This is a genomic window from Protofrankia sp. BMG5.30 (assembly GCF_001983005.1).
Taxonomy (GTDB): domain Bacteria; phylum Actinomycetota; class Actinomycetes; order Frankiales; family Frankiaceae; genus Protofrankia; species Protofrankia coriariae.
Map to the genome: position 1 here is coordinate 58,306 of NZ_MOME01000033.1, position 16,669 is coordinate 74,974.

The 16,669-nt window shown below is 70.0% G+C and carries 21 protein-coding genes; 11 read left to right on the forward strand and 10 right to left on the reverse strand.

Features of this window, described 5'->3' with window-relative positions; translation table 11 throughout:
- Positions 1 to 260: 260 nt before the first annotated feature.
- Entirely contained in the window at positions 261 to 503 is a 243-nt protein-coding gene (locus BL254_RS27255) for a hypothetical protein (RefSeq protein ID WP_047222557.1), read from the forward strand.
- A gap of 423 nt (positions 504 to 926) precedes the next feature.
- Here the strand turns inward: BL254_RS27255 and BL254_RS17580 are convergent, their stop codons facing one another.
- The 4 genes from BL254_RS17580 to BL254_RS26275 form a co-directional block, all read right to left on the reverse strand.
- Positions 927 to 1,409, reverse strand: a complete 483-nt coding sequence (locus BL254_RS17580) for a hypothetical protein (protein ID WP_139342365.1) — start codon at positions 1,407 to 1,409, stop codon at positions 927 to 929.
- Complete coding sequence (locus BL254_RS17585; protein ID WP_217699311.1) at positions 1,409 to 1,885, reverse strand: Panacea domain-containing protein; 477 nt, start codon at positions 1,883 to 1,885, stop codon at positions 1,409 to 1,411. Before BL254_RS17585 ends, BL254_RS17580 begins: the two co-directional genes overlap by 1 nt.
- Positions 1,886 to 2,104: 219 nt before the next feature.
- Positions 2,105 to 3,058 (reverse strand): hypothetical protein, encoded by a 954-nt coding sequence (locus BL254_RS26270; RefSeq protein WP_139342366.1) that lies wholly within the window; start codon positions 3,056 to 3,058, stop codon positions 2,105 to 2,107.
- A gap of 875 nt (positions 3,059 to 3,933) precedes the next feature.
- Positions 3,934 to 4,317: an AlpA family transcriptional regulator gene (locus BL254_RS26275; RefSeq protein ID WP_076844121.1), complete on the reverse strand. Its 384-nt coding sequence runs from the start codon at positions 4,315 to 4,317 to the stop codon at positions 3,934 to 3,936.
- 124 nt (positions 4,318 to 4,441) lie between these two features.
- Here BL254_RS26275 and BL254_RS17600 point away from each other — a divergent pair, with 124 nt between their 5' ends.
- From BL254_RS17600 to BL254_RS17635, 8 genes are all read left to right on the forward strand, one after another.
- The gene (locus tag BL254_RS17600) at positions 4,442 to 4,651 is read left to right on the forward strand and encodes a helix-turn-helix domain-containing protein (RefSeq protein WP_047222553.1); all 210 of its coding nucleotides are present in this window, start codon (positions 4,442 to 4,444) and stop codon (positions 4,649 to 4,651) included.
- 87 nt (positions 4,652 to 4,738) lie between these two features.
- Positions 4,739 to 5,230 (forward strand): hypothetical protein, encoded by a 492-nt coding sequence (locus tag BL254_RS17605; RefSeq protein ID WP_047222552.1) that lies wholly within the window; start codon positions 4,739 to 4,741, stop codon positions 5,228 to 5,230.
- Positions 5,230 to 5,637 carry a hypothetical protein gene (locus tag BL254_RS17610; RefSeq protein WP_047222551.1) on the forward strand — a complete coding sequence of 136 codons (408 nt, stop codon included), beginning with the start codon at positions 5,230 to 5,232 and terminating at the stop codon, positions 5,635 to 5,637. Before BL254_RS17605 ends, BL254_RS17610 begins: the two co-directional genes overlap by 1 nt.
- Positions 5,634 to 6,830: a hypothetical protein gene (locus BL254_RS17615; RefSeq protein WP_047222550.1), complete on the forward strand. Its 1,197-nt coding sequence runs from the start codon at positions 5,634 to 5,636 to the stop codon at positions 6,828 to 6,830. Before BL254_RS17610 ends, BL254_RS17615 begins: the two co-directional genes overlap by 4 nt.
- Positions 6,827 to 7,135 carry a hypothetical protein gene (locus BL254_RS17620; protein WP_139342368.1) on the forward strand — a complete coding sequence of 103 codons (309 nt, stop codon included), beginning with the start codon at positions 6,827 to 6,829 and terminating at the stop codon, positions 7,133 to 7,135. Before BL254_RS17615 ends, BL254_RS17620 begins: the two co-directional genes overlap by 4 nt.
- A complete protein-coding gene (locus BL254_RS27840; RefSeq protein WP_076844122.1) occupies positions 7,132 to 7,890 on the forward strand; it encodes a DUF2637 domain-containing protein in 759 nt (252 codons plus the stop codon). The genes BL254_RS17620 and BL254_RS27840 overlap by 4 nt, the downstream gene beginning before the upstream one ends.
- Before the next feature lie 240 nt (positions 7,891 to 8,130).
- Positions 8,131 to 10,287, forward strand: a complete 2,157-nt coding sequence (locus tag BL254_RS17630; RefSeq protein WP_076844124.1) for an FtsK/SpoIIIE domain-containing protein — start codon at positions 8,131 to 8,133, stop codon at positions 10,285 to 10,287.
- Between the two features lie 128 nt (positions 10,288 to 10,415).
- Positions 10,416 to 10,604: a hypothetical protein gene (locus BL254_RS17635; protein WP_047222546.1), complete on the forward strand. Its 189-nt coding sequence runs from the start codon at positions 10,416 to 10,418 to the stop codon at positions 10,602 to 10,604.
- A gap of 830 nt (positions 10,605 to 11,434) precedes the next feature.
- On the opposite strand, the gene BL254_RS17640 is transcribed toward BL254_RS17635, so the two are convergent.
- The 6 genes from BL254_RS17640 to BL254_RS27260 all read right to left on the reverse strand — a co-directional run bounded on the left by BL254_RS17640 (position 11,435) and on the right by BL254_RS27260 (position 14,438).
- Positions 11,435 to 11,620 carry a hypothetical protein gene (locus BL254_RS17640; RefSeq protein WP_139342369.1) on the reverse strand — a complete coding sequence of 62 codons (186 nt, stop codon included), beginning with the start codon at positions 11,618 to 11,620 and terminating at the stop codon, positions 11,435 to 11,437.
- 115 nt (positions 11,621 to 11,735) lie between these two features.
- A complete protein-coding gene (locus tag BL254_RS17645; protein ID WP_047222544.1) occupies positions 11,736 to 11,966 on the reverse strand; it encodes a hypothetical protein in 231 nt (76 codons plus the stop codon).
- A 365-nt stretch (positions 11,967 to 12,331) separates the two neighbouring features.
- The gene (locus BL254_RS17650) at positions 12,332 to 12,874 is read right to left on the reverse strand and encodes an NUDIX hydrolase (RefSeq protein ID WP_076844129.1); all 543 of its coding nucleotides are present in this window, start codon (positions 12,872 to 12,874) and stop codon (positions 12,332 to 12,334) included.
- A 6-nt stretch (positions 12,875 to 12,880) separates the two neighbouring features.
- Positions 12,881 to 14,002, reverse strand: a complete 1,122-nt coding sequence (locus tag BL254_RS17655) for an NAD(P)-binding domain-containing protein (protein WP_047222542.1) — start codon at positions 14,000 to 14,002, stop codon at positions 12,881 to 12,883.
- 15 nt (positions 14,003 to 14,017) lie between these two features.
- Complete coding sequence (locus BL254_RS17660; RefSeq protein ID WP_047222541.1) at positions 14,018 to 14,230, reverse strand: DUF397 domain-containing protein; 213 nt, start codon at positions 14,228 to 14,230, stop codon at positions 14,018 to 14,020.
- A gap of 43 nt (positions 14,231 to 14,273) precedes the next feature.
- Positions 14,274 to 14,438, reverse strand: a complete 165-nt coding sequence (locus BL254_RS27260) for a hypothetical protein (RefSeq protein ID WP_162233188.1) — start codon at positions 14,436 to 14,438, stop codon at positions 14,274 to 14,276.
- A 235-nt stretch (positions 14,439 to 14,673) separates the two neighbouring features.
- Here BL254_RS27260 and BL254_RS17670 point away from each other — a divergent pair, with 235 nt between their 5' ends.
- Both BL254_RS17670 and BL254_RS17675 read left to right on the forward strand, forming a co-directional pair.
- Complete coding sequence (locus BL254_RS17670; RefSeq protein WP_076844130.1) at positions 14,674 to 15,972, forward strand: helix-turn-helix domain-containing protein; 1,299 nt, start codon at positions 14,674 to 14,676, stop codon at positions 15,970 to 15,972.
- Positions 15,969 to 16,508 (forward strand): GNAT family N-acetyltransferase, encoded by a 540-nt coding sequence (locus BL254_RS17675; RefSeq protein WP_052914483.1) that lies wholly within the window; start codon positions 15,969 to 15,971, stop codon positions 16,506 to 16,508. The genes BL254_RS17670 and BL254_RS17675 overlap by 4 nt, the downstream gene beginning before the upstream one ends.
- Positions 16,509 to 16,669: the final 161 nt, after the last annotated feature.

Below are 16,669 nucleotides of genomic sequence, written 5' to 3' on the forward strand. Positions count from 1 at the left end.
CGAAGGATCGGGTGCGCCTGTAGGTCTTCAAGGAGAACCACACGATCCTTCACGAGATCGACACGCGAGACGCAGTGGACTGCCTCACGGCCTTCAACAGCTATGTCATCATGACCAGCGCCGCGAACGACAGGTTCGGGTGGCCGGCCGGGCTGTCGTCAGTCGGCCGGTAGGCCGTAAGAGCTCACCAGATCTCCCGTTCCCTGATCGACGAACCGCCACAGCCGGGAGATCTTCCGCTCGGAGAAGCGGCGGCAGGCATGTTCGCGGCGAGTACCCTCACACGTCGATCGGGCACGGCCAGGAGGCGGAGCTGGGCACGGCGGTCCGTAGCCGCGCACGAAGCCACCGGGCCGCAGGTGAACCGGGAGGAGTGGGGGCATGCCCTGCTTACCCTGTCCGCGGCGTTGATCCGCCGGGACCATCCGGAACCGGAAGAGGCTGCCCGGGTCGACGTCCAGGTCCTGGACGTCGTCGACGGCGCCATCCCACCCACACCGTGACCCAGCGCCCCGGGGAGATGCTGGGCATGCTGGCGGACTATCGGACCCTGCCCGCCGTGGTCGACTTCGGGGGGATCGGGGGATCGCCCCCCGGAAAACATCGCGGCCCGCCGGGAAGCTGGACGGAGTCCAGCGACCACGGCGGGCCAGCTCGTGGAGGTGGCGGGAATCGAACCCTCCCAGGAGCCGGATGGAAACGAGTGACAGTAGGCGGAAGTGCCTGTGCCGCAACGGGTTTCGACTCGGAAACGAGTGCGCGCGACCGGCCGCGAACCCGGAAAATCGGAACCGGCGTGCGCACCACGTGCGCACCAGCACCCGCGGCAGACGGCTTCCTAGCGGTGTGACGCTCCGTGACGTGCGCCGGGCCGCCTCGCTGTCCGGCGAGGCCTAGCGCACGTTCACACCGCCAGACCGCGCCGATCAGCCCCGGGTCCAGCGGCCGTTGGACCATCGCGAGCGACTCGGCCAGATCTCATGGTTCGGGTCCCACCAGAGGACATGGAAGACGTTCCCGACGCGCAGACCGTAGATCCGGATCGGCCCACCATGCCGAAGGCGCGAGACACGGTCTTGGTCGTCGAGGCCGAGCCGTTCCCACCGCCTGCTGGCCTCGCCGTTGGGGAATCCCCGCTGGAGGGAGTAGTCCTTCCCCGGTTCCTCGCCGTTGTCGAACAGCTCGTGCATGGTCATGGTCTCGAACCACTTGAGGTGCTCGCGGAGCCCGGCCCACACCTCAGGYGTGATCGCCCACGGACCTTCGGTGTCCGCGAGGTTGAACCGCCAGCAGATCCGCGCAGAACTCGCGCTTTCGTCGGGCACCCTGGAGGCGCGTCGGGGTGCTTCGTGCTGCTTCGACGGGATCGTGACAGCGGGGGGCTTCTTGGGTCGTCGCCCCTTGCCCATCAGTCTTCGGGAACCGTCGAGCCGCGGACAGGCTCGCTTGGGCTGCCCTCCTGGAGCAGGGAACCGTAGTAGTCGGCCATGACCGCGGGATCGATGACCTCGGAGCCCCGCTCAAGCGGTTGCAGCCCCTGACGTGCTTCCTGCCAGGGCCGTTCGCTGTGCGACAGGACGCTGAGCTGCTGGGCGGTGAAGTCCCCGTAGGCGTTCAGCACCTCGTCGATGCTCTCGCGCTGCGCGTCAGTGAGCGCGTCGATGCGGCCCCCGGGCCAGGGTGCTTCCACCGTGTACCGGCCGCGGTGCTTGGCGTAGAGGGCTGGGACGACAGGGCCGTTGGCCCAGGCTTCGATCGGCTCGGGGAACAGGACCTCGTCGTCCCAGACGAAGTGCCAGGCCTGCGAGTAGTAGACGAGCTTCTGGAGCTTCATGGCGGTCATGGGGCCCGCCTTGTCGAGGATGTAGGCGGCGACGTCGTGCACGGATGGYATCTGCCCAGCACCTCCCCCCGGTGGTCGCGTCCGACGCGGCGACACTGGAACAACGCCAGATCTACTATCCATCATTTCCCCCCTTGATACTGCGTAGAACACGCTGCAACGTAGCAGGTTCCGTTCATCACCTAGCCCGGATGAGCTGGTCGCGGAAGCCGACGATCTGGCCCAGCGCGGTGARCAGGCAGGCGAGGGCTTGGTGCTCGTTCATGCGGATGCCCGGACCGCGTCGGGATGGCACCGGGGGCACGGGACACCGCCAGGACGGCCGGTGTCCGTCCGGAACGACACGTTGGCCTCCAGGACAGCCGGGGCGTGGCCCATGTCCCCGCCGCAGGAGCCGCACCACGGGGGCACGCTCGCGCTGGCCGTACGGGGCGGGGGTGCCATCCATCCCGTCCAGCCCGGTTCGGCTGTTCTGGTGGTGTCTGGGCGGCATTCCGGGCATGTCCCGTCGGGGCGGAACCTGGCGGCCGGGTGGGTGAGGCACACCAGCTTGGACGGGTCCCCGGCCGGGCCGGACGCGGTGGCCTTGGCCATCTCCTCGTCCAGGGCCCGGCGGGACCGCTCCCGGTCGGTCTCCCTGCGCGGCCGGCGGGCGTTGGCGGTCATGTGCACGGGCCAGCCGGAGCTGGACGCCGCGGGCGGGACCACCGCCGGCAGGAACCGGGTGGGAGCCGCCTCGACCGCCGTCCGCAGGTAGGCGGCTGGGTCCGACACGGCACGCGGGGTGCCGTCCTTCGCCCGCAGCACCATCGCCACACCCTTCCCGGCGAGATCCCGGTCGATCGTCCGGCCGGTGTGCTCGAGCACCGCGTCGATGAGGACCTGGACCAGGTCGACGGCCGAGCCGACAGCGGGAGTCGCAGTTGGAACAGTTGAAACACGGGTGTGGGTGCCGTCGTCATCAGCGGCCCCCTCGACGGCGTCCGCCTGCCGTACGCCGTCCGGTTGGGCTTGGCGGACGCAGTCCAGCAGCACCGTCACAGGGTCGACACCCGGCGGGAGTTCCCCGCCCAGCTCCTCAGCGAGCACACCCGGCTCGACACCTGCGGCGAGGCGGTCGGCGACCGCGTCCACCAGCTGGTGACGTGCGGCACTGTCGAGCACCACCCCGAAGCCGATCACCTCACGGTCGACCAGCGATTCCGCGGTGAGCATCCACGGGCCGGAAGCCGACGACGGAACCGCTGATCCCTCGTCCCTCTCGCTGCCTGTAGTGGAGCCGGCCGGGCTGGGGTCGGGAGAGGGCGTCGAGGGGTGAGGGTCCGGCGAGGCGGTACCGGCCACGGCGGGAGGCGGGCTGACGGTCACAGCCCGGGGGTTATCCACATGATGATTTTGTTCGCGCGCGTGCGCGAGATCATCATCATCAAAATGTTCTTCTAAGAACTGATCTTCTGAGAGTTGGTCTTCTTGATGACCGACCGGTTTCCATGAGACGGCAGACCGTGAGACGGAAACCGGTAGCACGGTCCGCGTGCTCGGTTCGTCGCCATCCGTCGATACGTCCAGGTCGGACCGTGTTACCGGATCCGGTAGTACGGTGGCTGTGCCCGAGTCGTCGCGTTCCGGAACATCCCTGACAATCCAGGGTTCCGATGTCCACCGGCCGCCGTCTCTGCGGACGCGCCGTGGTCGGGCGAGGTATCCGGTCGCCACCAGCCCTTTCAGGGCGTTGTCGACCGCGCGGCGGCCGTCCTGCGGGAACGCCTGCCGGATCGTCTCCGTGGTGACCTCGTATCCGTCCCGGTGAGACAGCAGCCACGCGAGGATGCCGCGGGCAAGGCCGGACAGGTCCCGGTTGCGCACGATGGCGTTGGGGACGCGGGTGTAGCTGGCCGTGCTGGTGCGGATGACCTTCATCGCATCACCGGCCGGGAGCGAGCGAGAGTGCGGCGCCTCGGGTCGGGCAGGCTGCCGCGGGCAGAATGAACCACGGGTCGTGAGCCCTTCTTGCGAAAGGGTGATCGGCTAAGGGCCCGTTCCGGTGTTGCTGCACTGGGCGGGCCCGCTTCATGCGTGGGTGGGGCGGGTCAGCTACGCCTGGCGGCCCACGCCCGGATCTCATCCGCCACCCACAGCCGCGCGTGGTGCAGCCGGTAGGCGGCAGCGGGTAGGCCCTGTAGCCCAAGTACCTCGTGTGGACGCACCCCGAGGTACTCGGCGACGTYGGCCGCCGCCCACATCTCGGGTAGCGACTCGGYCGCGACATCCCGGACGGCTTCGGGCCGGTGGATGGCGATCCAGTTTTCGACGTCCGCGGGATGCCAGAACGGCACCGCGCCTTGCAGGCCGCGAGCGGCAGGCAGGGGGAATGCTCCGGTCTTGGTGAGCTGGCGGGCACGCTCACGGGAGATCCCGAGCCGGGCCGCGATGTCGCTGGTGGTCCAGAACTGCGGCTCATCTGGTCGGGTCACACCTCCAATCGTGGCATGGCGCAGACACATACGGTTGCGCTATCAGGTGGCACAAGACCACTATTGCGCTTGTGCCACTGTATGCCCTAACGTCAACGGCGACCACTTCGACCAAGGAGGACACGTGAGCGACCAAGACGGGATCGACCCGCTGATCAGTCCTGGTCAGGCCGTCGCGCTACTACGCGACAAGGGCCTGAACGTCGACGCCCGGACCCTCCGCCGGTGGGCGACCTCCGGGCGCATCCCCGCCCGCAAGATCCCATCCGGCCAGTTCCGCTACCGGCGCAGTGACGTACTCGTGATCGCGGACGACCTCACCGGCGCAGCCTGACCCGCAACGCAAGGCAGCCCCGAACCGGTGATTCCAGCACCGGCCGGGGCCTACGGACCACCTGACAAGGCAGGAGACCCGCACCTGATGTTGTACCGCCCGATCCGCCTCACCGTCCGCCAGCGCCTGGCCCACCAGGCCCGCCGTGTCGCTCTCACCGCGGCCACCCGGGTGCTCGACCTGGTCGCCCCGGCCGAGGTCGCCCCGGCGCTGCCCGCCGCCGTCCCGGCCGCAGTCGAGCCGAAGCCGACCATTCCCGCGCTGTTCGCCCCGGGCGAGCTGCCCGACGTCGAGGTGATCGACGCCGCGGCGGTCGCGTTCGACCGGGCCGCCGACCTCGCCCGCATCGCAGACCGAGGCAAGCGGAAGGCCCGGCGGCTGCTCGACCGGCTCCCGGACGGGGTGTACGGCCGGGTGACCGTCGAGCGGGTGCCCTCGGCGAAGACCACCCCAGACATGGAGCAGATCCGCGCCGACTACGCCCGCGCCGGACTCGGTGACGTGCCGATGAAGCCGGTCGCGCCGACGCTGAAAGTCACCGTGGCCCCGGCCGCGCCGGTCGAGCTGGTGGCCGCCTGATGAGCACCGACGACCTGTTCGCCAGCCACCCCGACCTGATCGAACTGGAAGCGGACAACGCCTACAGCGCCGGTTTCCTCGCCGTCGCCGCAGCGATCCGCGCCTACGAGGATGCCGCGGCCAACCCCGACATCCCCCCGATCCCCCGCCTGATCATGATCTACATAGCGCGAGGCGCCGAACTCGCCGTCCAAGCCCTCATCGACTGCCTCAACGACGACGGAGACGAGCTCGCTCTCCTGCACGGCTGGCTGGTCACGATCGCCAAAGACCCGACCGAACGCGTCGACATCCGAAGGGCTCGGGAGTGGGAGGCGGCCGGGTACCGGACAGCCCTGAACATGATCACCCGCCTGCCCATCTTCGAGGACCTCGGTCTCGCCAAGGTAGCTGGGGGTGCCCGGTGACCACGCCGATCCTGCCCGACTTCCCGCCGGTCGACCCGGCGTTCGTAGAGCCCACGGTCGCTGACCTGACCGAAGCGTCCGGACGGGTGGCCCAGTACGGGCCGAACGCGGTCCGCGTCACCACGTTCATGCTCGTCACGGACGCTCTGACAGGTGCGTTGACCCGCGGCAGCATGAGCGAGCTCGTTCGGTCGGTGCGTCAGCTTGCCGCCGTGGACCGGGCGGTTATCGCGTACCAGCGGGGCGAACTCATCACCGGTGAGGCTGGCGACGTGCCAGTACCGGCCGTCCCGCCCGCGGCCGCCGAGTACGCGGTGACGACCGCGGCCGGCGCCGACGTCGACGACGACGACGACGAGCAGGAGCTCGACAGCGAACCCGAGCAGATCGTCACCATCGACTACTGCGAGGACTGCGGTAACCGGGTCCCTGACTGCGCGTGCACCGGTGACGACCAGGTCGACGCCAGCACGGACGGCCTGGACTACGTCGACCTGGACGACGTCGGCGCGATCGTCCGGCTGGCCACCGGTGTCACGCTCCACGTGGCTCCGTACGCGCTCGGCCCGGGCGAGGTGGGCTACGTCGGCGCCACAATCCGGCTACCAGGCGACCGGCGGACGCTGATCCTGATGAACCGCGCCGAGCTGGACGCCTTCAATGCTGCCCTCGACACTGCGGCGCGGGTCTCGTTCGACGAGGTGCCGGCTGTCCCTCCGGCGGTGGCCGAGTACGCGGTCATGCGGACGGCCGATGGTGACGTCACCCTGACGGCCACCGTCCAGCCGGCGGACGCCGACGGCGACGTGACGGCGGTCGACGTGGCCCGGGCGACGGTGGCCGAGTGGACCGCGGCCGGCATCCCTGCCCGCCTCGTTGGCACCGACGGCGTGGTGGTCCCTCCCGCGGTGGCCGAGTACGCGGTGGTGACCGCGGCCGGCGGTGACGTCACCCTGATCTCCGTCGTCGACGTGGACGACCCGACCGAGCCGGCTGCGGCTGCCGAGTCCGCCGACGCCGGCGCAGTGTCCGCCGCTGTCCTCGATGGTGTCGCGTGCCTCTTCTGCGGCGCGGACCTGACCGTGCCCGGTGTCGTCTCCGTGCCGGCCGGTGTCGTGGACGGACGCCAGGTGTTCGCCTGCCAGATGCACACAGGCTCCGCCGACGGCGACGTGGCGGAGGTGACCCGGTGAGCCGGCCGTGTGGAGTGTGCGACGGGCTCGGCGTGGTGGACGGTGCGTCGTGCCCGACCTGCTTCCCGCGGGCCCGTACCGCCGAGCGCGGTGCGAGGAAGAGCCCGAAGGCGGTCACGATCCCGACGTCGGTCAAGGAGCTCAAGAACCTGATCGGCAAGAAGCGGATCGACAAGACGAAGAGCAAGGACGGGATGACGACCCGGGACCGGCTCACCGGCCGGGAGACGGTGACGCTCACCCCCGCCCAGCGGCGGGAGCTTGCCCGGCGTCAGGCCGCGGCGAAGAAGAGAGGCAGGCGATGAACGGGGAACGGCTGTACCGCATCCGCTGGGCCGTCCGCGCCGTGCTGGGCCTTGGGCTGGCTGCGTCGATCGCGGCGAACGTCCTTGCTGCCCGGCCGTCGGTCCCCGGCCGGGTCATCGCCGCATGGTCGCCGGTCGCGTTGCTGCTGACCATCGAACTGATCTCCCGGGTGCCGGTGCACCGGCCGTCACTGGCGTGGGTGCGCCGGGGTGCCACCGCGGTCATCTCCGGGATCGCCGCGTGGGTCTCGTACTGGCACATGGTCGAGGTCTGCTCCCGCTACGGGGAGACGGCCACGTCGGCGCATCTGATCCCGTTCTCGGTTGACGRCCTGGTGGTCGTGGCGTCGGTGTGCCTGGTCGAGATCGGCGGGCAGGTGCGGGCGGACGCGGCCGGGGTGGCCGACCCTGCCCTCGAGGCCATGGCGAACCCTCAACCCCTGATTGAGACTCACGCCGGCGAATCGGAGATCGTCGACAGCCCCGGCTATGACCGTGACCCGCAACTGGCCGGCACGGTCGAGCCACTGAATCCGGCAGTGGATGAGCCGTCCGGGCCACCAGCCGAGCCACCGAGCCATGCCAGCGGCTCGACCCGGCATCGGGTGGCCGAACTGGTCAGCCGGATCCCGGCCGACGACCCGCGGTCGGACCGGCAGCTGGCCACCGAGTGGGCGCCGATGGTCGGTGTCACGGTGTCGACCGTTCGCAACCATCTGTCAGCGCTACGCCGGGCGGAGGTGACCGCGTCATGACCGACATGCGCGCGGAAATCCGCTCCCTGCGGTGGTGGGCCACTACCGGGATCGTCCTGCTGGCCGTGGTGGTCCTGGTCCTGCGGATCGTCGGCCTGGTCGTCGTCGCGGTCGTGGATGCGGCCGAACGGATCGAGATCGCCGTGTCGACCGCGGCCGGGATCTCCCCGCTGGGCGCGTCCACGCTGGTCCTGCCCGCCGACGTGCCGGTCCCGGGCTGGACCCCCCGGGAGGCCGGCGATGACCGAACCGGCACAACTCGACAAGGACACCGCCGTGGGCGAAGTCGTCCCGGGCCCGTGGGTGCCGGCCCTCCCCGAACAGGTCGAGCCGGCCACGCCGRTCACCCCGGCCGCGGGTACGCCCCTGGACGGCGTGGTGCTGCCCGCCCGGCGTCCGATGGTCGACGAACCGCTGCGGCTGCCGGTGTGGCTGACGGATGCGACCGTGGCCCGCGCCCGGATCGACTACGGCGGCCGGGTCGCGGTCCGGGCGTCGGTCCGCAGCCTGCGCCGGTCACCGGTGGCCATCCTGCGCGGGGTGTGGCGCGGTGGCCGGTTCTGGTGGCGATGGGTCCGCGCCGAAGACCTGGCAGCCGAGCTCCGGGACGCGGCCACCGGCAAGCTCGGCAAGGACGTGTTCATCGTCCGGGATCATCGGCGGATCCGCTGGTACCTCACCGGCGCCACCCTGGCGACAACCGGGGCTGCCGAGACGGTCGCCGCGGTCATGGTCGGCGAATGGGTGCCGGTCATCTCCGGCCTCGCCGCGGCCGCCACGGCGGCGGTTGCCGGACGGCGGATGCGTCTGCCGGGCGAGCCGGCCGGGTACGGCGCCGACCGGGACATCCGCGTGGGCCTGGCCCCGGAGCATCTGAACGCGGCGTTCCGCGCGGCCGGGCTGCTCAAGGCCGACCGGGCGCTGATCCTGTGCGCGCCGATCGTCCGGGAGGGTGCCGGCTGGCTGTCCACCGTCGACCTGCCGCTCGGCGGCGGGAAGACCGCGGCCGACGCCATCCGGAAACGGGACACCATCGCCGCAGAACTCGGCGTGGACGAAATCCAGCTGGACATGTCCCGGGTCCGGGCCCATCAGGGAGGGCACGGCCGGCGGCTGTCGTTCTGGGTCTGCGACGACGACCCGTATCTCGGGAAGCCGCTCATCTCCGGGCTGGTCGACGTCGACCGGTTCGACTTCTGGCGGCCGGTGCCGTTCGGCCGGGACGCCCGCGGCCGGCGGATCGACATCGGCCTGTTGTGGCAGAGCGCGTTCTTCGGCGGCCTCCCCCGCCGCGGGAAGACGTTCTCGATGCGGCTGCTGGTGGCCGCGGCCGTGCTGGACCCGTGGGTGCGGCTCTACCTCGCCGACGGCAAGGGCGGCGCGGACTTCAAGCCGGCCGGCGGGGTCGCGCACCGGTATGTCCGCGGCGCCGACGATGCCGACCTGGCCGCGTTCGAGGCCATGCTCGACGAGCTGATCGCCGAGATGTCCCGGCGGTTCGCGCTGTTCGCCAGCCTGCCCACCAGCGTGTGCCCGGAAGGCAAGCTCACCCCGGAGATCATGCGCCGGTACGGCCTGCCGCTGATCCTCGTGGTCGTCGACGAGCTCCAGGAGTACTTCGAGGCRCTGGAGACCGAGAAGGACCGGGCGCGGATCATCGGCAAGCTCGCGCGGATCGCCCGGCGCGGGCCGGCAGCCGGGTTCATGCCGGTCTACGCCTCCCAGCGGCCGGACGCCAAGAGCGTCCCGACGAAGCTGCGGGAGATCGTCTCCTACCGCTACAGCACGCAGGTCGTCGACAAGACGTCGTCGGACATGGTGTTGGGCGACGGGAAGGCCGCGGCCGGGGCGGACGCCTCCATGCTGTCCGAAGAGCACGTCGGGGTCGGAGTGCTGGTCACCGGCCCGGCGTCGTTCGTCACGGTGAAGGCGGACTACCTCGACAACCCGGCGTTCGAGCGGGTGTGCGCCCGCGGCCGGGCGTTGCGGCTGGCCGAAGGCACCCTGACCGGGCAGGCGTGCGGGGACATCGCCGCGGCGGCCGGCACGGCCGGCTACACCATCCCGCAGGTGATCGGCGACGTGATGGAGGTCTTCGGGCCGCGGACCCGGATGTGGACCGCGGATATCCTCGCCGGCCTGGTCGACGTCGACGAGGACAGCTACGGCGACTGGGACGCGGACATCCTCGCGGCCGAGCTGGACCGCGCCGGGGTCAAGCGCACCACCAAGCAGGTGAAGATCGACGGGGAGAACCGGGCCGGGTACACCCTGCGCGACATCGAAGGCGCGATCCCGCCGGACGTGCTCGCGGCCCGGCCGGTAGAGGGGGCCCCGCCTACCGGCCCGCTCCCCCCTGGTACCGACCCGGCCGGCAGCCACAGCAGCCATCCGTAGACACCCCCCGCTACCGGCGTAGCAGGCCCGGTAGAGCCCTGCGACCTGCGCGGTAGCGGCGGTAGCGGGGGTGCGCCCCACCCGCCCAGGACGGCCACACAGGCCCGTCCGTACCCGAAGGAGAACCGATGTTCGGCAAGAAGGCCACGCACGTTCTGACCGCCACCCACACCGACGGCAGCCCGCTCGGCCCCCTCGGGGGCACCGCGGCCGTCTACGGCCGCCGGGACCTCAAGACCCGGCTGGACGCCGCCAAGGACCGGCCCGACGTGACCGTCACCGTCCGCCGGCTCCGCCGCCGCGACCGGCGCATCTGACCCCACGCCGACAACGCACACGACCCCGGTCTCGAGAATCCCTCAGGCCGGGGTCGCTGCGTGAACGGCCCACGGCCGGTGTTCACCCCTCGGGGGGTATGCGGCGCTCCGTACCAGCTCCTCGCGCGTCCGGGACGTGGTGTGCTGGTTCAGGCGACGATGCCGTCGGGGATGGGGGTGACCTCGATGGTGGGGATGTCGCCTGAGAGCTGCATGCCCTTCTGGGCGAGCCAGACCATGACGGTCACCTCGTCGTCGAGGTTCAGGTCGGCGAACGGGCCCGGTGGGGGTGTAGGCGACCTTCGTTCCGAGGGCGATGTCTTCGATCGTGAGGGTGAGAACCTCCGGGGGCCAGTCCAACGGCCCGTCATCCCACGGCAGAACCTGATCTTTCTGGCCGTAGATCTCTCCGCGAGCTGTCCACATGTGCTTCCGCTCCCCCAGTTGCGACGAGTCCTCGCGCGGGAGTGAAGACCGACCAATATCACTACCCACCCGCGCCCGGGGCGCACCGATCTTACGGGCATCCGTAAGATCGCTAAGCGATGACTCCCACCCGCGCCCGGGTCGCACCCCCGGGCATCTTGGACCGGTGTCTGAGACCGGGCCAGTTCCCCACACGCCCGGGTCGCACGCCCGGCGACACCTTCGAGCCTCCTCGAAGGTGATGACTCCCATCCGCGCCCGGGCGCACGTGGACGTCAGCAAAGTTGAAGTTCACCGAGGGTCAGCTCCCCGCACGCCCGGGTCGCACGGAGCGGTCTTGTAGCTGACCACAAGATCGGCCGCCAGCTCCCCGCGCGCCCGGGTCGCGCCCCTGGGTGAGCTGGTCAGACCGGCTCCCAGAACGGCCGGAACGGTCCCGRCTTCGGCGGGTCGGGCTCAACGGGCGTGCTCAGCCGGGGAAGGCTGATGACCCGGCAGCGCTCGCACAGTTCCCGCGGCGGGATCCGGTAGGCGTCCAGCCCGGTCTTGGGCCGGCGGTGGTCACGGCAACGGAGGACGATACCGGTCACCATGCGGTCCATGACGCCATTGTGGCGATGCGGGTGACCGACGTGCCACAGGCGGGCACAGGCGGACCACGGCATGGCTCTGTCCCCAGCGCGCCCGGGCCGGAAGTCTGACCCGTCAGGGATCGCGATCCTCCCGCGACGCTCCCTCCGCTTGCTCGCGCTCGATGCGGGCGGCGATGGCGTCGTAGATCGGCCGGACGCGGCGACGGCGCTCGACCGTCCATCCGCCGCTGACGTAGAACGCCGCGAGATCACGCAGCAGACCGGCCCGGTGCGGGTGGTCGTCTGGGACCAGCGCCATCACGGCCGGCGGGATGACGGCGGCATCTTCCTCTTCCGTCGTCATGCCAACATTGTCCGAAGATAGTAATCAAACGGCTACAAAGCGGTCAGAATGGGCCACAGTGTGGTCTTCGAGTGCGCGTCTAGGTGAGACAGCGCATCACACTGGCAGTGTGAGGGTCAGGGGGTGTCGCTACTACCGACACCCTTCCCCTCCCCGCCCGGGGTGGACTTCGTCGGGGGTCATATGGCGCCGCAGGGCGGCGACGGATTCGGGCGAGGAGACGACCATCCAGGGTTTCCGCCAGCCCTTCGCGCGGGCGGGGCGGCCGGCTACCGGCTGCTGTCCGGACCGCGGCCGGGTGCCCGCACYGTCCGGTCGACCTTCCCATGCGGGCACCAGCCGGCCACCGCGGGCGGCTCGACCCTTCAGCGAAGCGCGGCGACGATCCGCAGGCGCAGCACCTCGTCGGGAAGGCTGTCAACAGGCCGCCAGGCTGCGGCTGCGACCTCCTCGGCCTGGAGATCCCCGACATCGGCCGCGGTGCGGAAGACGAACCGGAAGTCGACGTGCTGATGCTCAGGCTCGCCCTTGGCGKAGTTGGCGGGGATCGGATGGACGTCGATGTGGACCGGCCCGTCAGATGCCAGGGTCACCGCGGTGGCGGAGATGCCGGTCTCCTCGAGCAGTTCGCRCAGGGCAGCTTCCCGCAGGGAGGCGTCCGCCGTCTCCAGGTGGCCGCCGGGCAGCAGCCACCGGCCCAAAGCCAGGTGGCGGATCTGCAGGATCTCCCCGCCAGGTCGGGCGAGGACCGCTCCGGCGGTCGCGTGGCCACGGAACTCGCTGCGGGAGGTGAGGTCTGCCCCATCCTCCAAGAGGCCGAACACGGGGTCGAGGGCGCCCTTGTCTTCCGGGTAGGCGTCAAGGTAGCCGTTCAAGGTTGCACGGATGTGCTCTGCCGTAATAGGCACAGAAGATCACCTGTTGAAGTAGTTGAGCCAGATCGCCGCGATCGCGGCACGGTCGGCGCCGGAGACCTCGTGGATGCCGGAGGGCAGGGCGCCGCGGGTGAGCATGCTGATCCCGGCGATTATCTCGGCCTGGACAAGGTAGATGAACGGGCCCACGCTCGCGCCGTGCAGGAAGTTCACGGCGTTCCCGCTGTTCGCCAGGTAGAAGTAGTGGCCGGTGGTCTGGTAGCGGTCCACGTGCTCGCTGACCTTCGCGCGTGTGTAGACCGCGGGTAGTCCGGTCAGCTCCAGTTCGTCTTCGCTGCTGGTGACGGTGGCCACGTAGGCGCCGTTACGCAGGTGCGGGAAGTCCTCGCCGCGGAGGGAGATCGCCCCGGTCGCGCAGAGCACGAGCCCGGCGTCGTTCAGCGCCCTCTCACGGTCCCGGGCGACGGTGAAGCCCTGCGCGAGAGCCTGGGTGCGGCGGACCGGGTCCACGTCGTACACGGTGACCAGCACACCTTTGGCGTGCAGGAGACGGGCGATCGAGCTGCCTAACTTCCCGAAGCCGATCACGAGGGCGGGGCGGCCATGGAGGATGTCACCGCGGCCGCGCATGACCGCCTCGGCGGAGAACACCACGGACTGGCCGATGAGGAAGTCCTCGGGTTCCTTCAGCGGAGACCGGGCGACAGAGACCACCGGGCACGGGAGCTTTTCAAGGTCCGCGTAGCGACGGTGACCGTTCTCGGTGTCCTCGACAACCCCGACAAGCTGGCCGGAGAAGTGGCCGTGCAGGTGGGCCAGGGTCGGGGCGAAGTAGCCGCCGATGTCGAGCAGCATGATCCGTTCGCCTCTGGCGCGGGTCTCGAAGTAGTCCAGCGCCGTGCCTGTGGCGCTGAACAGATCGCGGGAGAGGGCGTCGACCGGGATGGACTGCTCAACTTCGCGCCGGGCCGCAGGGTCGATCGACTTCGGTTTGGGCAGCACCGCCCGCAGACGGCTTGTCGCCGCGACCGCGCGGACGAACCCCGGCCGTTCGGGGAGCAGATGAGTGATCAGGAAGGTGGTGGCCTGTTCATCGGAAGCGAACCGAGAGACGATCTTCGTGAAGAACGCGTCACGTCGGGCCCGCTCGAAGGACTCCATCACAGTTCCGCCTCGTCAGATCATGTCGTCGTACTCGCCGGCCTTCACCGCGCCGACGAACCGAGCCCACGCCGCCGGCGTAACCCCGATCGGCCGGCCGAGCGACGACCGGATCAGCACCAGATGCGGCCCGCGGGCAACCTCCACCGCGTCCACCGCCCTCGGGTCCGGGACGGACGGCTGCCGCCAGGACGAAGTGACCTGCGCAACGTCGCGCGGGACGCACACGGAAGATCCTTTCTAGCTGGGCCTGAAATGGGCGGGTCTGGTCTTAGCTCCCCGGTCGGGGAGTGTGGAACGGGAAGGTGATCGGCACCACGCGGCCGTCCAATCCGCGGCTTTTCGCGTGATGATCGGCGGCGGCCACGCTGTGAAACGGCAACAGCACCTCGACCGGCTGCTGATCCGGGCCGTAGACCACGACGGCGTAGAGCACCGCGTCCGCCGGCACGTCGGGCCGGGGTCGGGTCTGGATCCCGCAGGTCCCGGTACGTAGCACGACATCTCCCGTTCGTGGATCGGCTGCGTGGCCGGCCGGTTATCGTGCCGACACGACTACGACACATCGCGTATGTGGGGTAACGGCACCCTGTAACAGGCGGCCGTACGTAACCCGTTACGGGTAACGGGTTACGTCTGTTACCTCCCTTGCGCGATGCCGGGAGGCAGCGATGAGCGACGGCGGAGCCAAGCGGGAGTTGGCCGACCGGATCCGGGAGCTACGCCACGCCGTCGGGTACAGCCAGGAACGGCTTGCCGCGTTGATCGGCTTTCAACGCGCCTACCTCTCCCAGGCCGAGTCCGGCCGGACCGTGCCCTCCGAGAACCTCATMGACGCGTTGGACGCGGCACTGGACGCCGGCGGGGAACTGCGTACGCTGCGAGCCCAAGCGTGGCAACAGCAACGGACACGGCGGCATAGCACACCCGGTCCGCAGCGGGGACGAGGGGAGGAACCCACGAACCGGCGACGGATACTCCAAGCCTCAGCGCTCGCCGCAGCGGCCGACGTCGCAGCCGATCTGTACCACCGGATCACCGCGGCGGAACCAGACCGGCTAACCCTGGACGAGCTCGAAGCCGACCTGGACGAGATCGCAGCCACCTACACGACCGTGCCGCACGCGGTGGCCGCCCCCCGCGTCATCGATGGCTGGCGGCAGGTCGAGACCGCGCTCGACAGGCGAACATCCGCATCCACCCATGCCCGGCTCACCCTGCTTGGTGGGCAGTTCGCCTACTACCTCGGCCGGGTGGCGTTCAACACCGGCGACATGCGTTCCGCCCGCCGGTTCGCCACCCTCGCTGAGCATCATGCCGCTGAAAGCGGAGAACCGGTGCTGTGCGCGTCGATCGCGGCATTACGATCATCGATCGCCTACTGGACGGGCCGTCACCAACAAGCCCTCGGTCATCTGCTCGCCGCGCGCCCCTATGACCATCCCTACACGCGCGCGCGGATGGCCGCGTACGAGGCGCGGACGTACGCGGCTCTCGGCGATATGGAAGCCGCGGTGCAGGCATTGAACCGGATGGAAGCCGCGGCCGGCGACCACCCGCCGCGGCCGGGTAGCACCCCGGTCGGAGAGGCCGAGGTGGGAATGTTCCGCGCCGGTGTGGCCCTGGCAATGGGAGACGGGATCGCTGCGGAACGCTGGTCCCTGGCCTCCACCGACGCCTACGGGATGACGGCGGGGACCTTCTGCACCGAGGAACAGGCCCACGCCCGGCTCAGCCTGTCCATCGCCTACCTGCGTCGACCCAACCCGGAACCGGACACGGCGGCCACCATCGGTGTACAGGTGCTCGAAACGCTGGCGGCGCATCCCACGCACACCGTGGCGCTGAAGGCACGCCGGCTCGCGGGTTTCTTCCAGCCGGCGCATCGGCAGATCCCCGCCGTACGCGAGTACAGCGCGCTGGTCCGCGGCATGCCCGTAGCGGCGTTGACCTCCGGAGACGAGCCGTGACCCTCGCCCTGGACGTACCGACGATCGTCACAGACCGGCTGGTCCTACGCTGCATCGACGCGGCCGACCTCAACCGGTGGGTCGAGATCGCCTCCAAGCCGGAGTTCTACCGCTACCTCAGCGGCCCAACGGACCGGGCGTCGGCATGGCGGAACATAGCGTTGCAACTCGGTCACTGGGTTCTGCGCGGATATGGCCTGTGGGCTGTCGACGAGACGGCTACCGGCTCCATGGTGGGCAGGGTCGGCCTGTGGGGTGAGGAAGACTGGCCGGGGGTGGAAGCGGTCTGGTTCCTCGACCCTGCCGTGTGGGGCCGCGGGTACGCGACGGAGGCGGGCGCGGCGGCCGTCCGGTTCGCCTTCGAGAAGGTCGGCACGGACGAGGTGATCTCGGTGATCCGACCGGACAACGTCCGGTCAGTCCGAGTCGCCGAACGGCTCGGGAAGACCTTCCAACGGACGGAACACCTCCACGGCGCTGACAAGTCCGTCTACGCGATCACCCGGGGCGAGTGGGAGGCCCGTACTGACAGGTGAACTCCGGCATGTGCCGGATGGAGCGTCGTTGCGCTGCCTGCTGGCGGAGCTCCGCCACAACCCGGTCATGCTGGGCATTCCGCTCGAGGCGGTGGGCGGCGCACAGAACATCATCGGGCGGTTGGGGTCCGGTGCAGTCGTCGTGCTCGCAGGTCACATAG

Bases quoted from the DNA above. Each gene is read 5' to 3' on its own strand.
- BL254_RS27255 (WP_047222557.1), top strand. From the start codon at position 261: ATGTTCGCGGCGAGTACCCTCACACGTCGATCGGGCACGGCCAGGAGG.
- BL254_RS26270 (WP_139342366.1), bottom strand. From the start codon at position 3,058: ATGCTCACCGCGGAATCGCTGGTCGACCGTGAGGTGATCGGCTTCGGG.
- BL254_RS17605 (WP_047222552.1), top strand. From the start codon at position 4,739: ATGTTGTACCGCCCGATCCGCCTCACCGTCCGCCAGCGCCTGGCCCAC.
- BL254_RS17610 (WP_047222551.1), top strand. From the start codon at position 5,230: ATGAGCACCGACGACCTGTTCGCCAGCCACCCCGACCTGATCGAACTG.
- BL254_RS17635 (WP_047222546.1), top strand. From the start codon at position 10,416: ATGTTCGGCAAGAAGGCCACGCACGTTCTGACCGCCACCCACACCGAC.
- BL254_RS17645 (WP_047222544.1), bottom strand. From the start codon at position 11,966: ATGACGACGGAAGAGGAAGATGCCGCCGTCATCCCGCCGGCCGTGATG.
- BL254_RS17655 (WP_047222542.1), bottom strand. From the start codon at position 14,002: ATGGAGTCCTTCGAGCGGGCCCGACGTGACGCGTTCTTCACGAAGATC.